Source organism: Mobiluncus sp. (genome assembly GCF_985070215.1).
This window is the reverse complement of record NZ_CFKZQR010000002.1, coordinates 48607-70350: the sequence shown is the minus strand read 5'-3', so window position 1 is coordinate 70350 and position 21744 is coordinate 48607. Positions and strand designations below refer to the sequence as shown.

Genomic DNA, 21744 nt, shown 5'->3' with positions numbered 1-21744 from the left:
TGAAACACAACAGAAAGGAAATGACTATGTCCGAAGCAATTGAAGTCAACGAAAGCAACTTTACTGCCGAGGTTTTGGAATCTGACGTGCCGGTGCTGGTGGATTTCTGGGCCGTCTGGTGCGGTCCGTGCCGTCAGATGGCGCCGATTGTGGACCAGATTGCCGCTGAGTTTGGCGATCGTCTGAAAGTCGCCAAGTGTGACGTTGATAACAACCCGTCTATCCAGGCTCAGTACGGCGTTTCCGCCATTCCGACCTTCAACATTTTCAAGGGCGGCAAGGTCGTTCATCAGATTATCGGGGGCCGGCCCCGCTCTCAGTTCAAATCAGAGATTGAAGCCGCCCTCGCCTGAGGTTTTTCAGACGAACCGTCTGATAAGCCTCTGTTGTGACGTTTTTTCGTCACTGTAACTTGAATTCGCCTCCGCGTTTGCGTTTCAGCCATTACAATAGAGGGACACACACTACTCCGCGGTCCTTCGCTGGGATCTCCGGCTTTACTCCTTTCTCCCGGGCCCAGCGCGGGACCGCTTTCGTGTCCCGGTGTGTCGTCCCGAAATTTTGGCTCAGTTTCACCCCAGCGTAAACTTGCAGGAAATATCTCAAAGGAACGTGTTTATGACTTCTGCTTCTGTAATGAGCCAAACCGACTGGTCGGATCGATTCTCGGTGCGCGCCAGCAACCTGAAAATCAGCGAGACCCGAGCCCTGTTTGCCGTAGCTTCCCGCCCGGAGGTGGTCTCTCTGGCCGGTGGTATGCCAAACCTGAAAGACTTGCCCCTGCACCAGATTGCGCGTTCCTTCCAGCAGATGTTTGAAAAGGACGGGGCCACCGCTATGCAGTACGGTGGCGGTCAAGGTTTGGAAGTGTTGCGCGAGCAAATCACCGACATTATGAGTTTGGAAGGCATCCACGCCTCTGCCGCCAACGTCACTATCACCGCCGGTTCTCAACACGCATTAGACCTGGTCACCCAGCTTTTTGTGGATCCCGGCGACCCGATTTTGGTGGAAGCCCCCTCCTATGTCGGCGCCTTGTCAGTGTTCCACTCCTACCAGTGTGACGTCCATCACGTTTTAATGGATCAGGATGGGCTCATTCCCGAGGCTTTGGAAGAAGCCGCGACTGAGCTGGAAAAGTCCGGTCGCCCGGCTAAGTTCCTCTATACCGTCCCGAATTTCCACAACCCCGGCGGCATGACTCTGACTGAACAGCGCCGTCCGCAAATCGTGGAAATTTGCCAACGCCACCACCTGCTGATTTTGGAGGACAACCCCTACGGCTTGCTCGGTTTTGACGGTCATCTCTATCCAGCCCTGCAGCCCCTTAACCCCGATGGCATCATCTACCTGGGTTCTTTCTCCAAGATGTTCGCCCCCGGTTTTCGTATCGGCTGGGCGCTAGCTCCCGACCAAATTACGCAAAAGCTGGTGGTCGCTAACGAAACCGCGATTCTGACTCCTTCGATGGCTGCCGAAATGTCTATCTCGAAATACCTGCACGACTTTGACTGGTACGGTCAAGTCGACAAGTTCCGCGTCATGTACCGCGGTCGGGCGCGCGCCACCCTGGAAGCCCTTAAGAAATACCTCCCTGACTGCACGTGGACGCATCCGGTTGGTGGTTTCTACACCTGGGTGCATTTCCCCGCGGGCCTCAACACGAACGCCATGCTGCCCCGCGCCGTGCAAAACCTGGTCGCCTACGTTTCGGGCACGGCTTTCTACGCGGACGGACGTGGCTCCGATTACCTGCGCATTGCCTACTGCTACCCTCCAGAGGAACAAATCCGCGAAGGTATCCGGCGTCTGGCCCTGACCGTGGAACAGGAAAAAGCCCTGATTGCTAACGGTGAAGCCGTGTCTGCGGTTTCTACCGCCAAATCCGCCTAGCTGTTCTTCACGAGTTCTCTCGGGGAGCCGTAATTCTCGCGCCTCGATTAGTTTTCACAAGACCGGTCGCCTGATTACTCGATTAGTTTCCCCTACTTTGTTTCACCAGGACACTCGGGGACTGCCTTCGTTTCCGCGGCCCGGAGCAGAGTAATGTTTCACGTGAAACAATTGCGTCCCTGCCGCCGTGGCCGGTGTCAACCCTGCGGCTGGCGCACAGCCTGCCTGAACTCTGTGCCGCTCGGTGTGGCATCCACTGCCTTAGCGGCTGCCAATAATTTTGGCAATCCGCGCCAAATCATCGCCATCGGCAAACTCAATGGTGACCTTGCCTTTGGTTTTCCCGATTTGCAGGTTTACCCGCGTTTGCAAGATGTCTTCCAAATGAGCTTTCATTTCCATCATGTCTGGGCTGAGCGGGGTGGTCTGGCGCTTTTTCGGCTCGGTGGTCTTGGCCGAGTCATTATCGCCCACCGCTACGATTTCCTCGGTGGCGCGTACCGACAAGCCCTCGGCCACAATGCGCTGTGCCAGTTGCGTCATCGCGGCGGCATCATCCAACGCCAGCAGGGCGCGGGCGTGGCCTGCGGACAGCACCCCGGCTGCCACCTGCACCTGTACCTCCGCGGGCAGCTTCAGCAGTCGCAGTGTATTGGCAATCTGGGGACGGGAACGCGACAGTCGCTTCGCCAGGGTTTCTTGGGTGACCCCGAGTTCCTCAATCATCTGTTGGTAAGCGGCGGCTTCTTCCAGCGGGTTGAGGTTCACGCGTTGGATATTTTCCAGCAGGGCGTTGACCCGCATCTCATCATCAGCAGTCTCCCGAATGATGGCCGGAATCGTGGTACGCCCCGCTAGCTTGGCCGCACGCAGACGCCGCTCCCCCATGACCAGCTCGTATTGAGGTTTCTTGCCGGTGCCAATCTGCCGCACGGTGACGGGCTGCAAGATACCGACGCTGCGAATTGAATTCGCCAGTTCCTCCAAAGCGTCCTCATCGAACACCTCGCGGGGCTGGGCTCGGTTGGCGCTAATCGCCGCGATAGGAAGTTCCTGCACGGTCATGCCGGGAACCGGCACCAGGGAGGTGTCCGGCGCGTTTGCCGATTTGCGCTGCATCGCATCGGGACTCAACAACTCGTGGACCTTGTCGTTGCTCTTGGTCGGGTTCGTCCCTGGCTTGGGCGGAACCAGCACGTCCACACCCCGCGGCTGCGACTGCGCACCGGGAATCAAAGCGCCCAGACCACTACCTAAAGCCCGTTTTTTCGCCATGTGTCAGTTTTCCTTCGCCGCTAATTTCCCCAACAGTTCTAACGCCGCCATCTGATAAGCCAGCGAACCTGGCGAATTCTTTTCGTAAGTGATGACGGTCTGACCCCAGGAGGGAGCTTCGGAGATAGCAACTTGACGCGGAATGTTGGTAGGTAAAGTCTGTTCGGGATAGTGGGAGCGCACATCTGCTTCGACTTGGGCAGCCAGATTCGTGCGCTTATCGAACATAGTGATGAGGAAGGCCAACACTTCCAAGTGAGGATTCAAGGCATCGCGAATCTTGCCCACGGTATCAGTCAGCAGGGAAATTCCCTCCAGGGCGTAGTACTCCGCCTGCACCGGAATTAAGACCCAATGCGCGGCACAAAATGCGTTGACGGTCAACAGCCCCAGCGAAGGGGGACAGTCAATGAAAACCAAACAACCGGACTTATCCGCCAAGTAAGACTTGACGGCTTCGCGCAGATAAAAACTGCGGTCCACCTGATCAGCCAGTTCCATTTCCACTCCTGCCAAATCCACGGTGGCGGGTACGACCAAGAGGGATTCCTGTTGCGGGCAAGGCTGAGCGACTTCCGCCAGGGTAGAGTGCCCGGTGTAAACGTCATAGAGTGAGGGGTTGCCAACGTGGTGGTCGATGCCCAGGGCAGTCGAAGCGTTGCCTTGCGGGTCAGTGTCAATGACCAGCACCTGCACGCCGCGCTGCGCCAAGCTCATCGCCATATTGACCAGGGTGGTCGTCTTGCCGACTCCACCCTTTTGGTTAGCAACCGCCACAATGTGATTGTGGTGCAACTGGGGAGTATCCTCGGAGGCGATTGCCTGGCGCATCTCCATTGATTTGCGCAGTTCACGAGCGATGGGGGTCTCGTTCTCGGAGGTCGGCACCCGCGGACGCAAGGTCCGGTGAATGGAATCCGGACGCTCGATTTGATGGGGGACTACGACCTTAGGCCGTTCGTTTTCTGCCACCATAAAACTCCCTTCTTTCCTTCCAGTCTACTTCATGGGTGACCACGAAAAAATTCAAGATTGCCGAAAACTTATCCACATCTTGTCCACAAGGTATTCCGCGTGGTTGCGCCGGTTGACAATTGTTTTCACAGGTCAACCACGCGGTCCAGCCGGCTGTGTTCGGAGAAAATTGAACAAACCGATGACACGAAAATGCCTCACATTCGTCCTCCCATTGGCCCCAAAACAGAGCAGGCTAACGCCGGAGCAAAATGTTTCACGTGAAACAATTGCTTATTTCTTAGTCAGCCGCACCACGCGGGTTGGTTCTCCGGTCAAAGGTGTGGAAACGGTGAGCACCTCGGGCAGAGATACCTTTTGTTTGGCAAACACGTAGTTGGCTTTCGCTTTATCTATCTCCGCTTCGACCGAAGCGCCTTTTAAGAACAGCATCGTGCCGTGCTTTTTCACCAGCGGCGCCGTCCAGCCCAGCAGGGTCGAAAGGTTGCCGACCGCCCGCGCCGTCAGATAGGAAAACGCCTGTTTCCCCCGAAGGTCCTCAGCACGAGCGTTACGAATCCGCACGTTGTCCAGACCGAGTTCCTCCACGCAAAACTGTAGCCACTCACAGCGGCGAGCCATGGACTCAATCAAAGTCATACTCAAATCCGGCCTACCGATAGCCAACACCAAACCGGGCAGCCCAGCTCCCGAACCGACATCGGCGACCTGCACGCCCTCAGGCAAAAACTCGCTGAGTACCCAGCAGTTCAAAAGGTGGCGACTCCAAATGCGACCGGCCTCATGTGGTCCCAGCAAACCCTGCTCCAAGCCTTCGTGGCTGAGAAGGTCCGCAAAGTAGCGCATCTGGTCGGCGCTGGTATCAAAGACATCGGCCAGGCCCTCCGGCTCCGGTTCAAGCTGAATCTCACCCGGAGTTTCGTCGGCCAGCTCATCATCAGCTGAATCTGTCACGGTCAGTCTCTCTGCGAGCCTCTAACTGTTAGGCTTCGTCAGACGAGACGGCCGAGTCGTCATCAAGAGCGTCATCGTCCGGGGTCTGCGCGTCATCGGCCAAATCGTCGCCAGCGTCGTCCGCGTTGTCATCAAATTCGTCAAAAGGCTCGTCCTCGTAGTCCTCATCATCGCCTTCGTCAAGCGACAGGACTACATAGCGGTTGGGGGCCATGCCCTCGGATTCGGAATACAAACCCATTTCCGCTGCCTTGTCGTGGCACACCTTGCGTTCAAACGGATTCATGGGATTGAGCTGGACCGGCTCGCCGGTTTCCTGGACCTGCGCACCCAAGCGCTCCACGAGTTCGCGCAACTCGAGGCGGCGATTGGAACGGTAACCGGCAATATCGAGCATCAACCGGGAACGTTCCCCGGTTTGAGACTGTACTGCCAAGCGAGTCAGTTCCTGAAGGGCTTCTAACACTTCGCCGTGCCGGCCAATGAGCCGCTTCAAACGACGATCCGGTTCGGCGTCCCCGGTAACGATTGCTACCAAGGCTCGTCCGTTCTCGACATCAATCTCAATGTCGCCATCCAAATCGACAATGTCCAGCAGTTCCTCTAAATAATCAGCTGCCAAATCACCTTCGTTTTCCAGTCGCTCCATTTTGGAGGCGCGATTGGCAACGACTTCGGTGCCTTCCTCAATAATGTCCAACTCGTCCATTGATTCACTCATGTTTATGCTCCTCGATTCCCAGGCGACGCCGTGCGTCGTGCTGCCCTGAAAATATCGTGTCTACCTGTTCCCTTGCTTCTTTTTTGACTTCTTTTGCTTCGCTTTACGTTCGGCTGCACGTCTTTCAGCTTGTTTGGTGGCTCGTTGGCTGGCAGTCAGGCCATCTTTGCCGACTTCGTCCGGATCAGGTTCCGCCTCGGCTTCGGCCTCTGCCTTGTCTTGATCAAACTGGGCCCGGTATTCCTCCCAACCCTTCTGACCCGGCTGCATCCGCTGCTGCCGGCCACCTTTACCTTGAGCATCAACCGAACCGAAGTTCATTTCGTCCAACCCCAGTTCCATCCGACGCTTCTCTAACTTACGAATATGGGCCAACCGGGCTTCCCGCATCGCAACCTGAACGCCCTTCTGATTGAGTCCCACCTCGTTCAACTCAATCTTTTTCAATTCGGCATCGAGTTGTTTTTCCTGCTCGGCACGGTATTTGTCGAACTTCTGTTCATGAGCGTCTGCGCGCCACCGAGCGGCTGCCGAACCGCGAGTTGGGTAGGCCCGAATCATGAAGTACTGCTGCACCAAACTCCACGTGTTGGAGGTCACCCAGTAAATGAGCAATCCCACCTGCACGACCGGGCCAGTGAACAGGTACACCAGAGGCATGAAGTACATCATGGACTTCGTGGACTTCACCATCGGGTTATCCGAGTGGAGCTGTTCGTCACTCATATTCTTCATCGACAGGAACGCCGTCTGCACAAACATGGTCACGACCAGGTAAGCCACCATAATGCCGATAACAACCTTGGTCTGCACGGTAGATGTCGGACCGAACATAGTCTGACCCAACGATTCGCCAAAGAACGTGGAATCCCACAGCGCTTTGGCTTGCTCCTGACCCATCCCCCCGATGGAATCGTGTTCAGGCATGGTCCCTTGCGCAATCGCCGACATGTAGTAAAGCAAGCGATACAGTGCGAACAGTACCGGCATCTGGACCAAAAGGGGCAGGCACGAGGCCGACATGGATGCGCCGTACTTCTTTTGCACGGCTTTCATTTCCTCCTGCTGACGCATCATGGACTGCTGGTCGCGTTTGCCCTTATATTTCTTGGTGATGGCGGTCAATTCGGGCTGCGCCAGGCTCATGGCGCGCGAGGCTTTAATCTGTTTGATGAACAGTGGCACGATAATGAGGCGCACCACGATAGTCATCCCGATGATGGCCAGTACCCAGCCAATGCCGGCACCGGGCTTGACCCCGAACAGTTCCAGCAACTCGTGGACACCGCGCAAAATCCAACCCACAACCCACATAAAGGGGTACAAAATCTGATCATAGAGGGACAATTTGGCTTCCCCAGCAGCCGGGACCAGGCTCAGCAGCATGACACCATTCCTTCTTTCATTTCCATAGTTTCCCCTCTCACCCCGGCGCTCCACAGTGAGTTTTGACCGGGCAGTAGGTCATAAGTTTGGGCGCTGACACTGCCAGGTTCAGTCCAGGGATTCGTCCAGGAACCTTTGACCGGAGGGTAGTCCACGCCACCGTCAGAGTAGGGGTTGCACCGTAGCAAGCGCCACAGGGTCAACGCTGAGCCTTTCCACAGTCCGTGTACTTGCAGTGCCAGGTCCGCATAGTGCGAACAGCTGGGATAGTACTTACAAACCGGTCCGAACGCTTTTGACAAAGTGTGTTGATAGATGTGAATCAGCAAGCGTGCCAAGTTTGCTGGCAGATTCCAACCCCACCGCAACAATGTCTTGCCTGTTAACACCGCATCTATCCTAACTTTTACCGGCCATTACCGCGCGGGAAACTTGACGAACCGGGCTGCGGCGAAACGTGCGTAACCTGGTGGCGTTTGCGGGCCATCTTTTGCAACACCGTCCCGACTTGCTTGTCCAGCTGCGAATAATCCGCCTCAGCGATGCCGGCTTTGGCATAAAACACATTTAGAGAACCCGCCGGAAACTCCACCAGGCGATCGCGCACCAGTTGACGCAAACGACGCTTAATGAGATTACGTCCGGTAGCGTGCTTTACAAACCGCTTGGCCACAACGAAACCGATGCGAGCCGGTTCATCTCCCGTTCCGACATATTGATGGAACACCAGGTTAGGGCCGTGAGCGTGGCACCCCTCGCGCATCGCTAGGCGAAAGTCCTGGGCGCGAGTCAGCCGGTTTGCTTTGGCCAGCATCAGCTTGGGCTTAGACCGCCAGACGCTTCCGGCCGCGACGACGACGAGCGCTGATAACCGCCCGTCCCCCACGGGTGGCCATACGATTACGGAAGCCGTGCTTGTGGGCGCGGCGACGATTATGGGGCTGATAAGTCCGCTTAGTCACTTTTTTCTCCTGAAAAATAATCCCGGGTAATCCCGAGCCGCAGTTAAGTCATAAGACGAAGTTCCAATTTAGCCCAGGTAACAGGTTCGTTGCAAATTAGCGAAAAAGTCCGACTAAGCGGATTGGCCCGGAAAAAATTGGAAAACATAGATGTAACTGCACTTCATTACGGAGTTACACTGTTGTAACTTTGTCCACAGGTTGTGGATAACTTTGTGGATTCCACCAAAAAGTGGCAAGATTTATTCAGTTTTATCTGGATAAAAGCAACTGCCGAGGAGATACTTACCGTGGACAATGCGGCCTGGGAAAGCGGAGTTAACGCTGACCTTGGACCAACCGATTTTTGGGCCCAAGCACTACAAAATCTCAGTGCTTCAGGCAAAATCGGGGACTTTGATTTAGCGCTCATTCGCCAATCCAAAGGTTTGGGAGAATCCGGGGATGCGGCAGTTTTGGCGGTATCTAGCAACGATGTCAAGACCATGATTGAGTCAAAGTACTACGAGTTGTTTAAAACAACTTTTGGTGAGGTCTTGAATCGCCCTATTAACAACCTGATTGTGACGGTGGACGAAAACCTGGGCAACGTGGCGCCCGCACCTCAAACTTATGAACCCGTCCAACCCCTGCCCGTCCAGCCGAGCGCCCCCGCCGCACCCGTGTGGGAACCTGGGGAAAGTCACCAAGTCCTGCACATCGACTCGAACACGGGACTAAACCCAACCTACACTTTTGACTCTTTCGTAATCGGCTCTTCGAACTCGTTTACCGCCGCGGCCGCGGAATCGGTCGTAGCTTCACCTGCAAAAGCCTACAATCCCCTGTTTATCTATGGCGGTCCCGGATTGGGCAAAACCCACCTGTTGCACGCCATCGGTAACTACGCCCTGGAGCTGTACCCCGAATCGAAGGTGAAATACATTTCCTCCGAGGAGTTCACCAACGAGTTCATCAACGCCATCGCCTCCCAGACTTTCGCCGATTTCCAGGCTCGCTACCGGGAAGTCGACTTCCTGCTCATCGACGACATTCAGTTCCTAGCCGGTAAAGAACAAACCCTCGAGGAGTTCTTCCACACTTTTAATACGCTGCACACCGCACAAAAACAGGTCGTCATCACGTCTGACGTGGCTCCCAAGGAGCTGAAAGGGTTTGAAGAACGGGTCCGTTCCCGCTTGGAGTGGGGTTTGATGGCGGATATTCAGCCCCCCAGCCTAGAGACGCGCATCGCGATTTTGCGTCGAAAAGCCCAAGCCGGAAACCTGCAGATGCCCGACGATGTGGCGGAGTTCATCGCGTCGAACGTCGATTCCGACATTCGCGCTTTGGAAGGTGCGTTGATTCGGGTTACGGCGTATTGGTCGCTAAACCACGTGCCTGCCACCATAGAAACCGCGAAACTGGCGATTCGCGACTTGATGACCGGCAAGGGCGCCAAAGAAATCACTCCCGAGATGATTATTAACTGCACCGCCCAATATTTTGCGTTGAAGTCCGAGGACTTGCTTTCCGCGAATCGGTCGCGCACCGTGGTGGGGCCGCGCCAAATCGCTATGTACCTGTGCCGTGAACTGACCGATTTGTCACTTCCCCAGGTCGGAGCTGCTTTCGGGGGTCGCGATCACACGACCGTCATGCACGCCAATAAAAAGGTCGCAGCCTCCATGAAGGAAGACACCCAAACGTTCAAGTCTGTTTCCGACATTTCCGACGCGGTGCGCCGCGCCACCCGCGAATCCTAGTTCCACTGCCTTTCCAACAGTTTCTCGCCTCACGTTTCTCTCACCCCGGCCGCATTTTTTTTGTTCACAAGGGCGGTGCGGACAGTATCTCTCGAGTTCACGAGGTGCTTGGGGACGTCTCGAAGAAATATGGAGTGTAGTTACGGTGTACCGGTTTAAGGTCGCGGGGAATCTGTCGAGCCTTGTGTCACTTTCACTAAACAAACGCCGGGAACCGGGAGGGGAGCGAGGGGAGGAACCCGTACGACGCTGGGGAGGGGGCCCTATCGCGGCGAGAGCGAAGCGGAGACGCGATGGGGGAGGGTGCTCCCTCGATGTCGCTAGGGTCCTCCCCCGCGACCCTGACCCAAAAACCGCAAAACCCCACTTCATACCTCTTCCGCACCTAAAATCCAGGCCAAACTCGCAAATGTGGACAAAGCTGGGGAAGAGAGCAGGATTTTTCGGGGATTGCCTGTGGAAGAAATTGTGGACAGCATTTCATCCACAGGCCCCCCAAGTTTGTCCCGAAAGTTATCAACTGAACTACAGATTTGTGATTCCGAACTCCCACCTAGCAAAATCGGGTTTTACACAGAATTCACACCGGTTATGAAGATAATTATTTTTAAATTATTTTGCGCCTCTCTGCCTTCATCAAAGAATCGTCGGGGCTCATGAACCTCGCGCCCGTGGTTGAAAATTCGGCAAACTACGGGAGTACTCAACTATGCGGTTTTGGGTTAGAGTTTGTATAACAACATTTAGCATTCGGGAGGAATTTCATGGAACTCGTGTTGAGACGCGATACTTTGGCAGAAGCTGTGGCATGGAGTTCCCGGTCCATTTCACCTCGTCCGGCGGTGGCGGTGCTCTCCGGAGTACGCATCGAAGCACGAGAGGACGGGGTCGAGTTTTCCTCCTATGATTACGAAGTTTCTTCCCGCGTGACGGTCGCAGCCGAAGATGTCACTGAGCCCGGTGTGGCGGTAGTGGACGGCAAACTGCTCAGCGAAACGGCACGAGCCTTGCCGACTCGAACTGACCTGGTGACCTTCGCTACAGAGGACAACTACCTGCACATCACCTGCGGTTCTTTCAAACAAAACCTCATCATGATGCATTCTGAGGAATACCCGCCACTGCCGCAGTTGCCCGAAAGTGTTGGGAAGGTCGATGCCGCTGCTTTTGCTCATTCCATTTCACAAGTCGCGGTGGCCGCCTCTCGTGATGAAACGTTGCCGCTGTTGACGGGCATTTCCTTGGAGGTGCGCCCGGACAAGCTCTATCTCTTGGCGACAGACCGTTACCGGATGGCGTTAAAGGAAATGCCGTGGGCCGGTGGTCAGGGCGGTAATCAAGACCTGGTGGTGAAAGCCAAGAACTTGAGCGATGCGGCAAAGAACATTGCTACCGCAGGCGATGTCGAAATCGCGGTGGGTTCAGCCAACAGTCCCGCTTCCCTCATTGGTTTGGCCGCGAACGGTCGGGTGTTTACATCCCAGATTAACGATGGAAACTATCCTGACGTGCGCCGTCTGTTCCCTGAACCGATTAATGTTACGGCCGTGGTCCAGGTCGATCAGTTCATTGAAACGGCCAAGCGCGTGGCTATCGTGTCCTCGAACCTTTCTAATCAACAGATTTCCCTGCGCTTTACCTCCGGTCAGCTAGAGTTCCTGGCGGGCAACGGCGGAGAGAACAGTGCTAGCGACACGATTCCCGCCCTGCTGAACGGCCCGGACATCGCGGTGTCTTTCAACTCGCGAATGCTGCTGGAAGGCCTGGGCGCCATCGATGAGCCCTATGCGCGCTTGTCGTTCAAGGATGAGGCAAAACCCGTGGTCATTACCGGTCAAAAGGAAGAAACGGGCGAGGATAACCTGACGTTCCGCTACCTGATTATGCCCATCCGCACCAGCATTTAAAAGTTTTCGATACGGTCAAGTGAGGTTTCTGGGGGTCGCGTGTTTGTTTCCGACCTGGCTCTGGACTGGTTTCGTTCCTACCGTCAGGTAATTGTGCACTTTCCGGCGGGAACCAACGTGTTTGTCGGCGCCAATGGGCAGGGCAAAACGAACCTGATAGAGGCCATAAACTACCTGGCCGTGCTGGCTTCGCACCGGATTGGCACGGATGCGGGTTTGATTTTTCGCGAAGCCGGGGACACGGCCAGCTCACCCGCGTTGCCGCGCGCGGGAGTAATCCGGGCCCGGATCCATCCTGGTAGCGACATTGCGGACCCGGAGGCTAACGGGGAACTGTTAGAGATGGAACTGTTGGCTGGCCGGGCCAATCGCGCCATGATAAACCGGCACAATGTGCGCCCGCGCGCCCTGCTGGGACACCTGTCTACCGTGCTGTTTGCTCCCGAAGATTTGCAACTGGTCCAAGGCGATCCCGCTACGCGCCGCACTTTCTTGGACCGCATCGCTATCCAGCTGCGTCCGACCTTGGCCGGGGCATTGAGCGAATACACGAAAGTCGCCCGTCAACGCGGAGCTTACTTAAAAGACTTAGCGAAACGTCGGGCGCCGATAGATGAAATCCAGCTGTCTATCTGGGACGATGCCCTGGTGCCGGCGGCGGTGGAAATCATGAGCGAACGGGCGCGGGTGGTAAACCAGTTGGGCGAGTATCTGCCCCAGGTGTACGCCCGGATTGCCGGACATAGCGCCCCGGTGGGCCTAACATATGCGGATAGTGTCACGAAAACCCTTGACCTGCCCCCAGATGAGCAACAAAACCTGTGGTCAGACCCGGATTCATTGACGGCCGCGTTTCGCCAAGCCCTGGTCCAGCGCCGCGCCGATGAGGCTCGGCGTGGAGTCAACCTGGTCGGTCCGCATCGTGACGAACTGGAGCTGCACTTGCACGGCTTGCCGGTCAAAGGGTTTGCCTCGCACGGCGAGTCCTGGTCCTATGCTTTGAGTCTGCGTCTGGCGGAGTTTTCCTTGCTGCGCGAGAATTTTGCCGATGCCCCGGTGTTGCTGTTAGATGATGTGTTTGCCGAACTCGATGAACAGCGCCGCGCCGCCCTGCTGTGGGCTATTGACCAGGCCGACCAGGTGTTTATTACTTCCGCCACCGGAACCGAAATCCCCGACGCCCTGCACGCCGCGTTCTACCGCGTCACTTTGGACCCAGAAACCCGTGAAAGCAGCGTAGAGACCCTCGGTCAGGGAGCGGCACCGGATTTTTTGCAATAATGTCAGAATAATGGCGGGACAGTCACCGTCAGCAGGAGAGGGGGTCAGTCGTGGCTAAAGGCATCGACTATTCCGGGTTGTATCCCACCATGCATTCCCCCCTGCCGCGCCGCTCCGTAAAACGCTACCGGGAACTCATGTTCAGCCAGGGCTTTTACCCTCTCACCGGGAAAGTGCGCGGGTTTTCCACCACCGAGCCAGACGCGGACAGTTTGAGCGAACGGGAATGGCTGGACCGCGAAATCGCGAAAAAATATTACTCTGACCTGGCCAAAAGCCTCGATTCGACTCCGGAGCGCATCGAGCAACTGTCCGCCCCGGGACCGGCCACCGCCAGTTTTACCGACCTGTCACGTCCCTCCCGTAACGACCCTCAACAGGCCGGGTTCCTCCTGGGACATTTGGCTAGGCGTCTGGGGTGGCAGACTCCGCTGGAAATCGCGGACGTAAAAAAACATTGGGAAGAATACGTCGGTGCTCAGGTAGCGGCCCATTCCACAGTAGAGAGTTTCGAGGGGGGCAAACTCATCGTCCGTACCGACTCTACCGCTTGGGCTACCCAGCTGAAGTTTTTGCTTCCCGAACTGCTCAAACAACTGACCCGGCGACTCGGGGCCGGAGTGGTGAACCAAATCATTATCCGCGGCCCCCAAGTGCCGTCCTGGAATCACGGACCGCGCAGCGTTCCGGGGCGCGGACCGCGCGACACCTACGGTTAAAACCGGGCCAACCGGCCTGATGACAAAACTTGCCAGAACTCTAAAGCCGGGATTTACGGCCCGCAGACCCCCCAAACCCGGTTTGCCATAATTTTACATAAAACCTGTTAAATCCCTCTTTACGCGTCTCTAAAGGGCAATCGCCAAAAAATTCGATAGGATTATATTGGCGAAAAAGCCGAAAAAAGGAGACACAAACGTGAGCGATTTTGAAACGCCCGAGGAGCACTACGACGCTTCTGACATTAAGGTCCTCGAAGGCCTGGAAGCAGTGCGAGTCCGGCCCGGTATGTACATCGGATCCACCGGGGAGCGGGGCTTACACCACTTGGTTTATGAGGTGGTAGACAACTCGGTCGATGAGTCTTTGGCTGGGTACTGTGACCATATTGAGGTGACTTTACAAGCTGACGGCGGGGTGCGGGTGGCTGATAACGGCCGCGGTATTCCGGTGGCGGAACACCCCAGTGAACACCGCCCCACGGTGGAAGTCGTCATGACGATTCTGCACGCGGGAGGCAAGTTCGGTGGCTCGTCCTACGCGGTGTCCGGCGGCTTGCACGGGGTCGGCATTTCGGTGGTAAACGCCCTGTCCACGAGGATTTTAACCACCGTGAAACGTGACGGTTTCCAGTGGCATATCGAGTTCGGTGACGGGGGCAAAGTCATCCAGCCGTTGCGCCGCGGCGAACCCACCGATGAAACCGGGACCGTTCAGGTGTTTTACCCGGACCCGGACATTTTTGAAACTGTCGAGTTTGACTATGAAACCCTGCGGACCCGTTTCCAACAGATGGCTTTCCTGAACAAGGGACTGCGCATCACCCTCACTGATGAACGCCCCAACGTGACTGCGGAAGGCGATTTCGTGACCGGAGATCAGGACGGGGAGGCGGATTCTCCCAAGGTCGGGCACCGCTCGGTGTCTTACTGTTACGAAAACGGTCTGCACGACTACGTGCATTTCATCAACACCACCAAAAAATCCGAGGTCATTCACGAGGAAATCATCGACTTTGAGGCCAGCGTGGAGGACACCGATAACGCGATGGCGCTGGAAATCGCCCTGCAGTGGACCAGCGCTTACTCCGAATCCATCTATACCTACGCCAACACCATCAACACCACCGAAGGCGGCACTCACGAGGAAGGGTTCCGTGCGGCGCTAACTTCGCTGATGAACAAGGTGGGCCGGGAAAAAGGCTTCATTAAGGACAAAGACGAAAATCTCTCCGGCGACGATTGCCGCGAGGGCTTAACCGCCGTGATTTCTGTGAAAATCCGCAATCCTCAGTTTGAGGGTCAGACGAAAACGAAACTCGGCAACACCGAGGCCCGCACTTTCGTACAGCAAACCGTATATTCCCAGCTGGGGGACTGGTTCGATGCGCATCCGGCGGAATGTAAGGCGATTATTTCCAAAGCCCAGTCCGCCCAGCAGGCCCGTAACGCGGCGCGGAAAGCCCGGGACGCGACCCGGCGCAAGACCGCTTTGGATTCCTTCTCAATGCCGGGTAAGCTGCGGGATTGCTCCAGCCGGGACGCTTCCGAATGCGAAATTTTCCTGGTCGAGGGCGATTCGGCAGGCGGTTCGGCGGTGGCGGGGCGCGACCCGGCTCACCAGGCTATCCTGCCGTTGCGCGGCAAAATCCTCAACGTGGAAAAGGCCCGCCTGGACCGTGCTTTGGACAACAAAGAAATCCAGTCCCTCATCACCGCTTTTGGCACCGGGATTGGCGAAGATTTCGACCTGTCGAAACTGCGCTACTACAAGATTGTGCTGATGGCGGACGCGGACGTGGACGGCCAACACATCACCACCCTGCTGCTGACCCTGCTGTTCCGCTATATGCGTCCGCTCATCGAAAACGGTCACGTGTTCCTGGCCACCCCGCCGCTCTACCGCCTGAAGTGGTCCAACAAACCTCACCAGTTCGTCTATTCCGACAAGGAAAAGGACAAGCTGGTCAGCTTGGGTCTGGACTCCGGGGCGCGAATGCCCAAGGAAGGCGGGATTCAACGCTACAAAGGCTTGGGCGAGATGAGCGCCCAGGAACTGTGGGAAACCACGATGGATCCCAGCGTGCGACTGTTGAAACAGGTCACGATGGACGAGGCCGCTTCCGCTGACGAAGTATTTTCGCTGCTCATGGGCGAGGACGTGAGTTCGCGGCGCGCCTTTATCCAACGCAACGCCCAAGACGTGCGGTTCTTGGATATCTAAGCGAACGACAACCACAAGCCACGGTGAAACTCTCACCAAGCTATTGAAAGACAAGGGAAATGGCTGATAACCAAGACAACAACGATTCCGAAGTCGAGGACATCCTTCATCCTGATGCCCCCGTGATTACCGAGGCGGAATCCCCCCGCGTCATGCAGGTGGATTTGGAAAAAGAGATGAAAAAGTCCTACATGGACTACGCCATGAGCGTCATAGTGGGCCGCGCCCTGCCCGATGTGCGCGATGGGCTGAAACCGGTACACCGCCGCGTCATCTACACCATGTATGACGGTGGATACCGCCCGAACGGCGGGTATTCCAAGTGTATGCGCGTGGTAGGCGACGTTTTGGGTCACTTCCACCCACACGGGGATTCTTCGGTCTATGACGCACTAGCCCGGTTGGTGCAGCCCTGGTCACTGCGTTACCCCTTGGTGGCTGGTCAAGGCAACTTTGGTTCCCCCGGTAACCTCGGCCCGGCCGCGCCTCGGTACACGGAATGCAAGATGGCGGCCCTCGCCATGGAAATGGTGCGTGACATCGACGAGGACACCGTCGATTTCATGGACAACTATGACGGTCGCTCCCAAGAGCCAACCGTGCTGCCCAGCCGCATCCCGAACCTGCTGATTAACGGGTCGGAAGGTATCGCGGTGGGCATGGCGACCCGGATTCCGCCCCACAACCTGCGGGAAGTCGCTGACGCCGCCCAATGGTATCTGCAAAACCCTGAAGCCACCCGTGAAGAGTTGCTCGAGGCCTGCCTGCAACGCATCAAAGGCCCGGATTTCCCCACCGGCGCCACGATTCTGGGTCGGCGCGGGATTGAGGAAACCTACCGGACCGGCCGCGGTTCCATCACCCAACGCGCGGTGGTCAACGTGGAGGAACTCAACGGCCGCACCTGCCTGGTGGCGACCGAGCTGCCCTACCAGGTCAACCCCGATAACCTGCAGGTCAAGATTGCGCAACTGGTCAAAGACGGCCAGTTGCAGGGCATTGCGGATATTCGTGACGAAACATCGGACCGAGCCGGAACCCGGATTGTGGTGGTGCTGAAACGCGACGCCGTTCCGAAAGTCGTGCTGAATAACCTGTATAAACGCACCCAGCTGCAAGATTCCTTCCCCGCCAATATGTTGGCGCTGGTTGACGGGGTGCCGCGGACCCTGTCTATTGACGGTTTTGTCCACTATTGGACCGCCCACCAGGTCGATGTCATCAAACGCCGCACCGCTTTCCGGTTAGCAAAAGCCCAGGAACGGCTGCATATCTTGCAAGGCTACCTGGCGGCTTTGGATGCGCTCGATGAAGTTATCGCGTTGATTCGCCGCTCTCCGACCGCAGAAGACGCCCGGGTCGGGTTGATGGATTTCCTCAAGGTGGACGAGGTTCAAGCTGACGCGATTCTGGCTTTGCAGCTACGCCGGTTGGCCGCCTTGGAACGCCAAAAGATTTTGGACGAACACGCCGAATTAGAGGCGAAAGTCGCCGACTATGAAGACATTTTGGCCCGCCCCGAACGCCAGCGCGCCATTGTGTCCGAGGAACTCGGCGAAATCACCGAAAAGTGGGGCGACGAACGCAAAACCACCATCGTGCCTTTTGACGGGGAAATGTCGATGGAGGACCTCATCCCCGAAGAAGACGTGGTGGTCACCATAACTCGTGGCGGTTACGCGAAACGGACGCGGGTCGACGCTTACCGGTCTCAACATCGCGGCGGCAAAGGCATTAAAGGCGCGACGCTGCGCGAAGAGGACCAGGTCGAGCACTTCTTTACGACCTCCTCGCACGACTGGCTGCTGTTCTTTACGAACTTCGGTCGGGTGTATCGCGCGAAAGCCTACGAGATTCCCGAAGGCGGGCGCGACTCGAAAGGTCAGCACGTGGCGAACCTGCTGGCTTTCCAGCCCGAGGAACGTATCGCCCAGGTCCTGCAGGTTTCCTCGTTTGAGGACAAAGCCTACCTGGTGTTGGCGACTCGGCTCGGATTCGTGAAAAAGACTCGACTGACCGATTACGACACGAACCGTACCGGCGGGTTGATTGCGATTAAACTGCGCGAGGACGATGCCGGGGAGGCGGATCAGCTGGTTTCCGCGTGCCTGGCGGACGCGACCGACGACCTGATTTTGGTGTCTCGTCACGGCCAATCCTTGCGGTTTACCGCCAGCGATGAGCAGCTGCGCCCGATGGGTCGGGCCACGTCCGGCGTGACGGGGATGCGGTTTAGGACCAAGGATGAGCTGTTGACCATGGACGTGGTGCGCCCGGACGCGGACCTGTTCGTGGTGACCGAGGGCGGATTTGCGAAACGCACGGCGCTGTCGGAATACCGGGTGCAGGGCCGCGGCGGCCTGGGGATTAAGGTCGCGAACCTGGTTGAGGCTCGTGGCGACCTGGTCGGCGCGCTGGTCACCGAGGAGGACTCGGAAGTGCTGGTCATCATGGCGGGAGGCAAAATCGTGCGTTCCCGGGTCGATGAAGTCAGCCGGACCGGGCGCAACACTCAGGGCGTCATTTTCTCCCGGGCTGATGAGGGCGACGGGGTAATTGCTATCACCCTCAACGTGGACAATGATTCGCAGCTGGAGGAATAGCGAGAATGAGCGATGCGGGATTTCCCACTTTGTGCGATATATTGCAAAAGTCCTCTAAATCGTCACAGTGAGAACCGAGAATCATGAATTGAGCCGCCGGTGGCTAGGCTCTAAAATCGAGAAAACATCTGAAGGGGATGGAACATGCGGATAAACGGAACATCTGACGGGAATAATCCCGCCCCCAATCCCGATACGGCTGAGGATAGCGAAGATCCCAGCGTATCCTGGGCCAAGCTGGGCCACGCCGACCCCTATTCAGGTGCTTTGCAGGCCGATAGTCAGGCGACAAAACCGGTTCCCCCGCCTCCGCCGGCAGACACGGCCGGCTTGACAGGTCAAACCCCTCAGGAATCGCCGGCGGATCCACCCTCGACTGACAGTCAACCCGATGAGGCTGAGGAGCCTGAAGCCCCAGCCACCTCAGTGAAAACTTATGCCGACGATCGCGCGGCCGCCAAGGCTGCCAAGAAAGCCGAGCGGGAAGCGGCCCGGGCGGCTCGGCGTATGGAGGCAGCGAAGCGAATGCAGGAACGCGAAGAAGCCGCCGATTTGCCTGATGTGCGCCGCGTGAAGCTGACTTTGTCCCGCATCAATCCGCTCTCGGCCATGAAGATTGGATTCCTGGTCGCGGTCGCGCTGTCCATAGTCATGCTGGTTGCGTCTATCGTGTTGTGGATTGTGCTGGACATGCTGCACGTATTTTCCTCCATGCAAGGGTTTTTACAGGCGCTGTCCGCCACGGCATTGGTGAACCTGGTTGACGCTTTGACGTTTAGTCGGACAATTGCTCTGGTCGCGATTTTTGGCGTACTCCAGATTATTATTTTGACTGTACTGAGCTGGCTGGCTGCCGTGATTTACAACTTGATTGCCCGCATGGTGGGTGGGCTACACGTGGTAATGACGGACGATTGAGCCCCTCCCCGACTGACGGGGATTGACGAAATAACAACGAAATCTAGTGAAGGAACCCGATGGCAGAAACGAATCACACCGCGCAAACCGCAAACCCTTCTCAGAACCCGGCGGAACGCGAGATAACCCTGACTTTTGTCATTCCGTGCTACAACTCCGAGGACTATATGGACGCCTGTATTTCCTCGATGATTGGGGCGGGTGAGGACACCGAAATCATCATTGTTAATGACGGCTCAAAGGATAATACCGGGGCGAAAGCCGACAAGTGGGCGCAGGCGATGCCTGACAAAATCAGGGTCATTCACCAGGAGAATGCCGGTCATGGCGGTGCGGTGATGGCGGGTTTGCAGGCGGCTCGCGGCCACTACTTTAAGGTGGTTGACTCGGATGACTGGCTGGACCGGGTCGGGTTAAACCTGCTGATGTCCAAGCTGAGAACGTTCCTGGCACATAATGAGCGGGTTGACCTGGTTGTCTGTAATTATGTGTACGAGCACGTGTTGACAGGTTCGCGCAAAGTCATCCGCTACAACCGCGCTCTGCCGCTGAACCGGGTTATCACCTGGAATCAGGTCGGAAACTTCGGGGTGGGGCAAAATATCCTGATGCACTCCACGGTTTACCGCACCCAGGTGCTGCGGGAATCCGGGATGGTCATGCCCAAACACACGTTCTATGTAGACAACATTTTTGTCTATGTTCCCCTCCCTTATGTTAAGAAACTGTACTATTTACCGGTTGACCTGTATCACTACTTTATCGGGCGTGATGACCAGTCCGTCAACGAGACTGTCATGCTGGGCCGCCTCGATCAACAGATGCGGGTCACCCGGGCGATGGTCGATGCCTACACCCTGCCCGACGATGTTTCCAACCCGCGCTTGGCAAAGTATATGGAAGGTTTCCTGGCTCTGATCGTCACGGCTTCTTCGGCGTTTTCGCTGGTGCGTGGCGATCACGAAGCGATGCGGATGCGCGATGAGATGTGGAAACACATTTACGCCAAGAGCCCGCGCATGGCGCGCAACCTAAAGCGTCACCCGCTGGTTCTGGGTTCGAGCGTGAAAAAACCGCCGCTGAAGTGGGCCGCGGTTAAGACCTACCGTCTGGCCCAGCACCTCTATCGGTTCAACTAGCTTGCGGTGGGCGTGTCCGGCCCCGGGGCGTCGACCCCGTCGTCCGAACGGTTCGCCGGGTCGGCATTTTCCTCGTGAGTCGAGGGCGAATCTATAGCGATTCCGGCGGTGTGTTCCAAAACGATGGGCTGATGGGCTTTCAAGTGGGTCAGCCCGATAATCCCAGCGATGGCGACCAACCCACAGGCGATAATCCCCAACGTGACTCCCGCGGTGAAGTTCTTGCCCTCACCCAGCACGGCGATGCCGAAACACACCGCGATGATGGGAGAAGTGATGGTCATCGAGGCGACGACCAGCTCGGCTTGTCCGGTGGCGTAACCCTGTTGCACCATCCACCCGGCGGTCAGCGAACCAATGACCAAAACCACCAGCACTATCCAAAACATCGGGTTGTCTGCCCAGTTATGCTGGCGCACAAAAATGATGAGAGTACGTACCAGCGAGGCTTCCAGACCGTAAAACATAGCCCCACCGCTGCCCCAAAAAAAAGAGCGCCACACGCGCGGCCCTTTTGCGCCCAACGCCCCGAAAGTACCGGCCAGGATATAAATCGTGATGGCGCCGATAAAGACTTTGATGGCCGTGAGGGGCTGATCCGGCGCGGAATAGTAGGACACCAGGAAGGTAAAAACCCCGGTGGCCAGCACTGTCATCGCGACCAAAGCCCCCTCGCGCTTGCGAATCCGCTGGCGAGCGACCCGAGCCTGCAAAATCATGGACCAGGGGAAAGCCAGCAGTCCCACGGGCTGCACTACCGTGACCGGGGCAAAGAACAGGGCGGTAATCTGGCACCCCAAAGATATTCCCATCAGCAATAATCCTTGCCACCACCGGCGGTTTTTCAGGCTCGCCAGGAGCTGGTCGGATTTCAGGCGCCGCCGGCTTTGGTTGTGTTTGACCTCGTGGCGGATTGCGCTGTTTTGATACCGGGCAGCGAGGGCGAAACAAAACGACCCGACCACCTGCAGGGCGATGGCTAAGGGTATGTTGTGTTCCAAAGCTGTCCTCTCGGTATAGGCTGACCTGCACGGTTGGCGGG

General features: G+C 56.8%; 19 protein-coding genes. 10 read left to right on the top strand and 9 right to left on the bottom strand.

The window, feature by feature from the left end; translation table 11 throughout:
- Nucleotides 1–26 precede the first annotated feature (26 nt).
- Both trxA and AC5LBQ_RS00815 read left to right on the top strand, forming a co-directional pair.
- Nucleotides 27–353 (top strand): thioredoxin, encoded by a 327-nt coding sequence (trxA, locus tag AC5LBQ_RS00820; RefSeq protein WP_295027285.1) that lies wholly within the window; start codon nt 27–29, stop codon nt 351–353.
- Nucleotides 354–618: 265 nt separating this feature from the next.
- The gene (locus tag AC5LBQ_RS00815; RefSeq protein ID WP_493264331.1) at nt 619–1893 is read left to right on the top strand and encodes an aminotransferase-like domain-containing protein; all 1275 of its coding nucleotides are present in this window, start codon (nt 619–621) and stop codon (nt 1891–1893) included.
- Nucleotides 1894–2154: 261 nt separating this feature from the next.
- On the opposite strand, the gene AC5LBQ_RS00810 is transcribed toward AC5LBQ_RS00815, so the two are convergent.
- From AC5LBQ_RS00810 to rpmH, 8 genes are all read right to left on the bottom strand, one after another.
- A complete protein-coding gene (locus AC5LBQ_RS00810; RefSeq protein ID WP_297589709.1) occupies nt 2155–3168 on the bottom strand; it encodes a ParB/RepB/Spo0J family partition protein in 1014 nt (337 codons plus the stop codon).
- Nucleotides 3169–3171: 3 nt separating this feature from the next.
- Complete coding sequence (locus AC5LBQ_RS00805; protein ID WP_297346005.1) at nt 3172–4143, bottom strand: ParA family protein; 972 nt, start codon at nt 4141–4143, stop codon at nt 3172–3174.
- A gap of 273 nt (nt 4144–4416) precedes the next feature.
- Nucleotides 4417–5097 (bottom strand): 16S rRNA (guanine(527)-N(7))-methyltransferase RsmG, encoded by a 681-nt coding sequence (gene rsmG, locus AC5LBQ_RS00800; RefSeq protein ID WP_493264330.1) that lies wholly within the window; start codon nt 5095–5097, stop codon nt 4417–4419.
- A gap of 28 nt (nt 5098–5125) precedes the next feature.
- Nucleotides 5126–5818 carry a Jag family protein gene (locus AC5LBQ_RS00795; protein WP_491680992.1) on the bottom strand — a complete coding sequence of 231 codons (693 nt, stop codon included), beginning with the start codon at nt 5816–5818 and terminating at the stop codon, nt 5126–5128.
- Nucleotides 5819–5878: 60 nt separating this feature from the next.
- The gene (gene yidC / locus AC5LBQ_RS00790) at nt 5879–7204 is read right to left on the bottom strand and encodes a membrane protein insertase YidC (protein ID WP_307742025.1); all 1326 of its coding nucleotides are present in this window, start codon (nt 7202–7204) and stop codon (nt 5879–5881) included.
- Nucleotides 7195–7593, bottom strand: a complete 399-nt coding sequence (gene yidD, locus AC5LBQ_RS00785; protein WP_295027278.1) for a membrane protein insertion efficiency factor YidD — start codon at nt 7591–7593, stop codon at nt 7195–7197. Before yidD ends, yidC begins: the two co-directional genes overlap by 10 nt.
- A 17-nt stretch (nt 7594–7610) precedes the next feature.
- The gene (gene rnpA, locus AC5LBQ_RS00780; RefSeq protein ID WP_307742026.1) at nt 7611–8018 is read right to left on the bottom strand and encodes a ribonuclease P protein component; all 408 of its coding nucleotides are present in this window, start codon (nt 8016–8018) and stop codon (nt 7611–7613) included.
- Nucleotides 8019–8028: 10 nt separating this feature from the next.
- Complete coding sequence (gene rpmH, locus AC5LBQ_RS00775; RefSeq protein WP_004007802.1) at nt 8029–8166, bottom strand: 50S ribosomal protein L34; 138 nt, start codon at nt 8164–8166, stop codon at nt 8029–8031.
- Nucleotides 8167–8456: 290 nt separating this feature from the next.
- Between rpmH and dnaA the strand changes: the two genes are divergently transcribed.
- The 8 genes from dnaA (at nt 8457) to AC5LBQ_RS00735 (ending at nt 20702) form a co-directional block, all read left to right on the top strand.
- Entirely contained in the window at nt 8457–9911 is a 1455-nt protein-coding gene (gene dnaA, locus AC5LBQ_RS00770; protein WP_374043460.1) for a chromosomal replication initiator protein DnaA, read from the top strand.
- 764 nt (nt 9912–10675) lie between these two features.
- Entirely contained in the window at nt 10676–11818 is a 1143-nt protein-coding gene (gene dnaN, locus AC5LBQ_RS00765) for a DNA polymerase III subunit beta (RefSeq protein WP_295028134.1), read from the top strand.
- A 39-nt stretch (nt 11819–11857) separates the two neighbouring features.
- Nucleotides 11858–13099 (top strand): DNA replication/repair protein RecF, encoded by a 1242-nt coding sequence (recF, locus tag AC5LBQ_RS00760; RefSeq protein ID WP_493264329.1) that lies wholly within the window; start codon nt 11858–11860, stop codon nt 13097–13099.
- 50 nt (nt 13100–13149) lie between these two features.
- Nucleotides 13150–13818: a DciA family protein gene (locus AC5LBQ_RS00755; protein ID WP_493264328.1), complete on the top strand. Its 669-nt coding sequence runs from the start codon at nt 13150–13152 to the stop codon at nt 13816–13818.
- 199 nt (nt 13819–14017) lie between these two features.
- Nucleotides 14018–16042, top strand: coding sequence for a DNA topoisomerase (ATP-hydrolyzing) subunit B (gene gyrB / locus AC5LBQ_RS00750; protein ID WP_282922445.1), 2025 nt, complete (start codon nt 14018–14020; stop codon nt 16040–16042).
- A 59-nt stretch (nt 16043–16101) separates the two neighbouring features.
- Complete coding sequence (gene gyrA, locus AC5LBQ_RS00745) at nt 16102–18645, top strand: DNA gyrase subunit A (RefSeq protein WP_297346012.1); 2544 nt, start codon at nt 16102–16104, stop codon at nt 18643–18645.
- A 144-nt stretch (nt 18646–18789) separates the two neighbouring features.
- On the top strand, nt 18790–19563 hold the full coding sequence (locus AC5LBQ_RS00740; RefSeq protein WP_493264327.1) for a DUF3566 domain-containing protein: 774 nt from the start codon (nt 18790–18792) through the stop codon (nt 19561–19563).
- Between the two features lie 59 nt (nt 19564–19622).
- Nucleotides 19623–20702 (top strand): glycosyltransferase family 2 protein, encoded by a 1080-nt coding sequence (locus tag AC5LBQ_RS00735; protein ID WP_295028122.1) that lies wholly within the window; start codon nt 19623–19625, stop codon nt 20700–20702.
- Here the strand turns inward: AC5LBQ_RS00735 and AC5LBQ_RS00730 are convergent.
- Nucleotides 20699–21703, bottom strand: coding sequence for a DMT family transporter (locus AC5LBQ_RS00730; RefSeq protein WP_493264326.1), 1005 nt, complete (start codon nt 21701–21703; stop codon nt 20699–20701). The two genes, AC5LBQ_RS00735 and AC5LBQ_RS00730, sit on opposite strands and share 4 nt — an antisense overlap.
- Between the last annotated feature and the right edge of the window lie 41 nt (nt 21704–21744).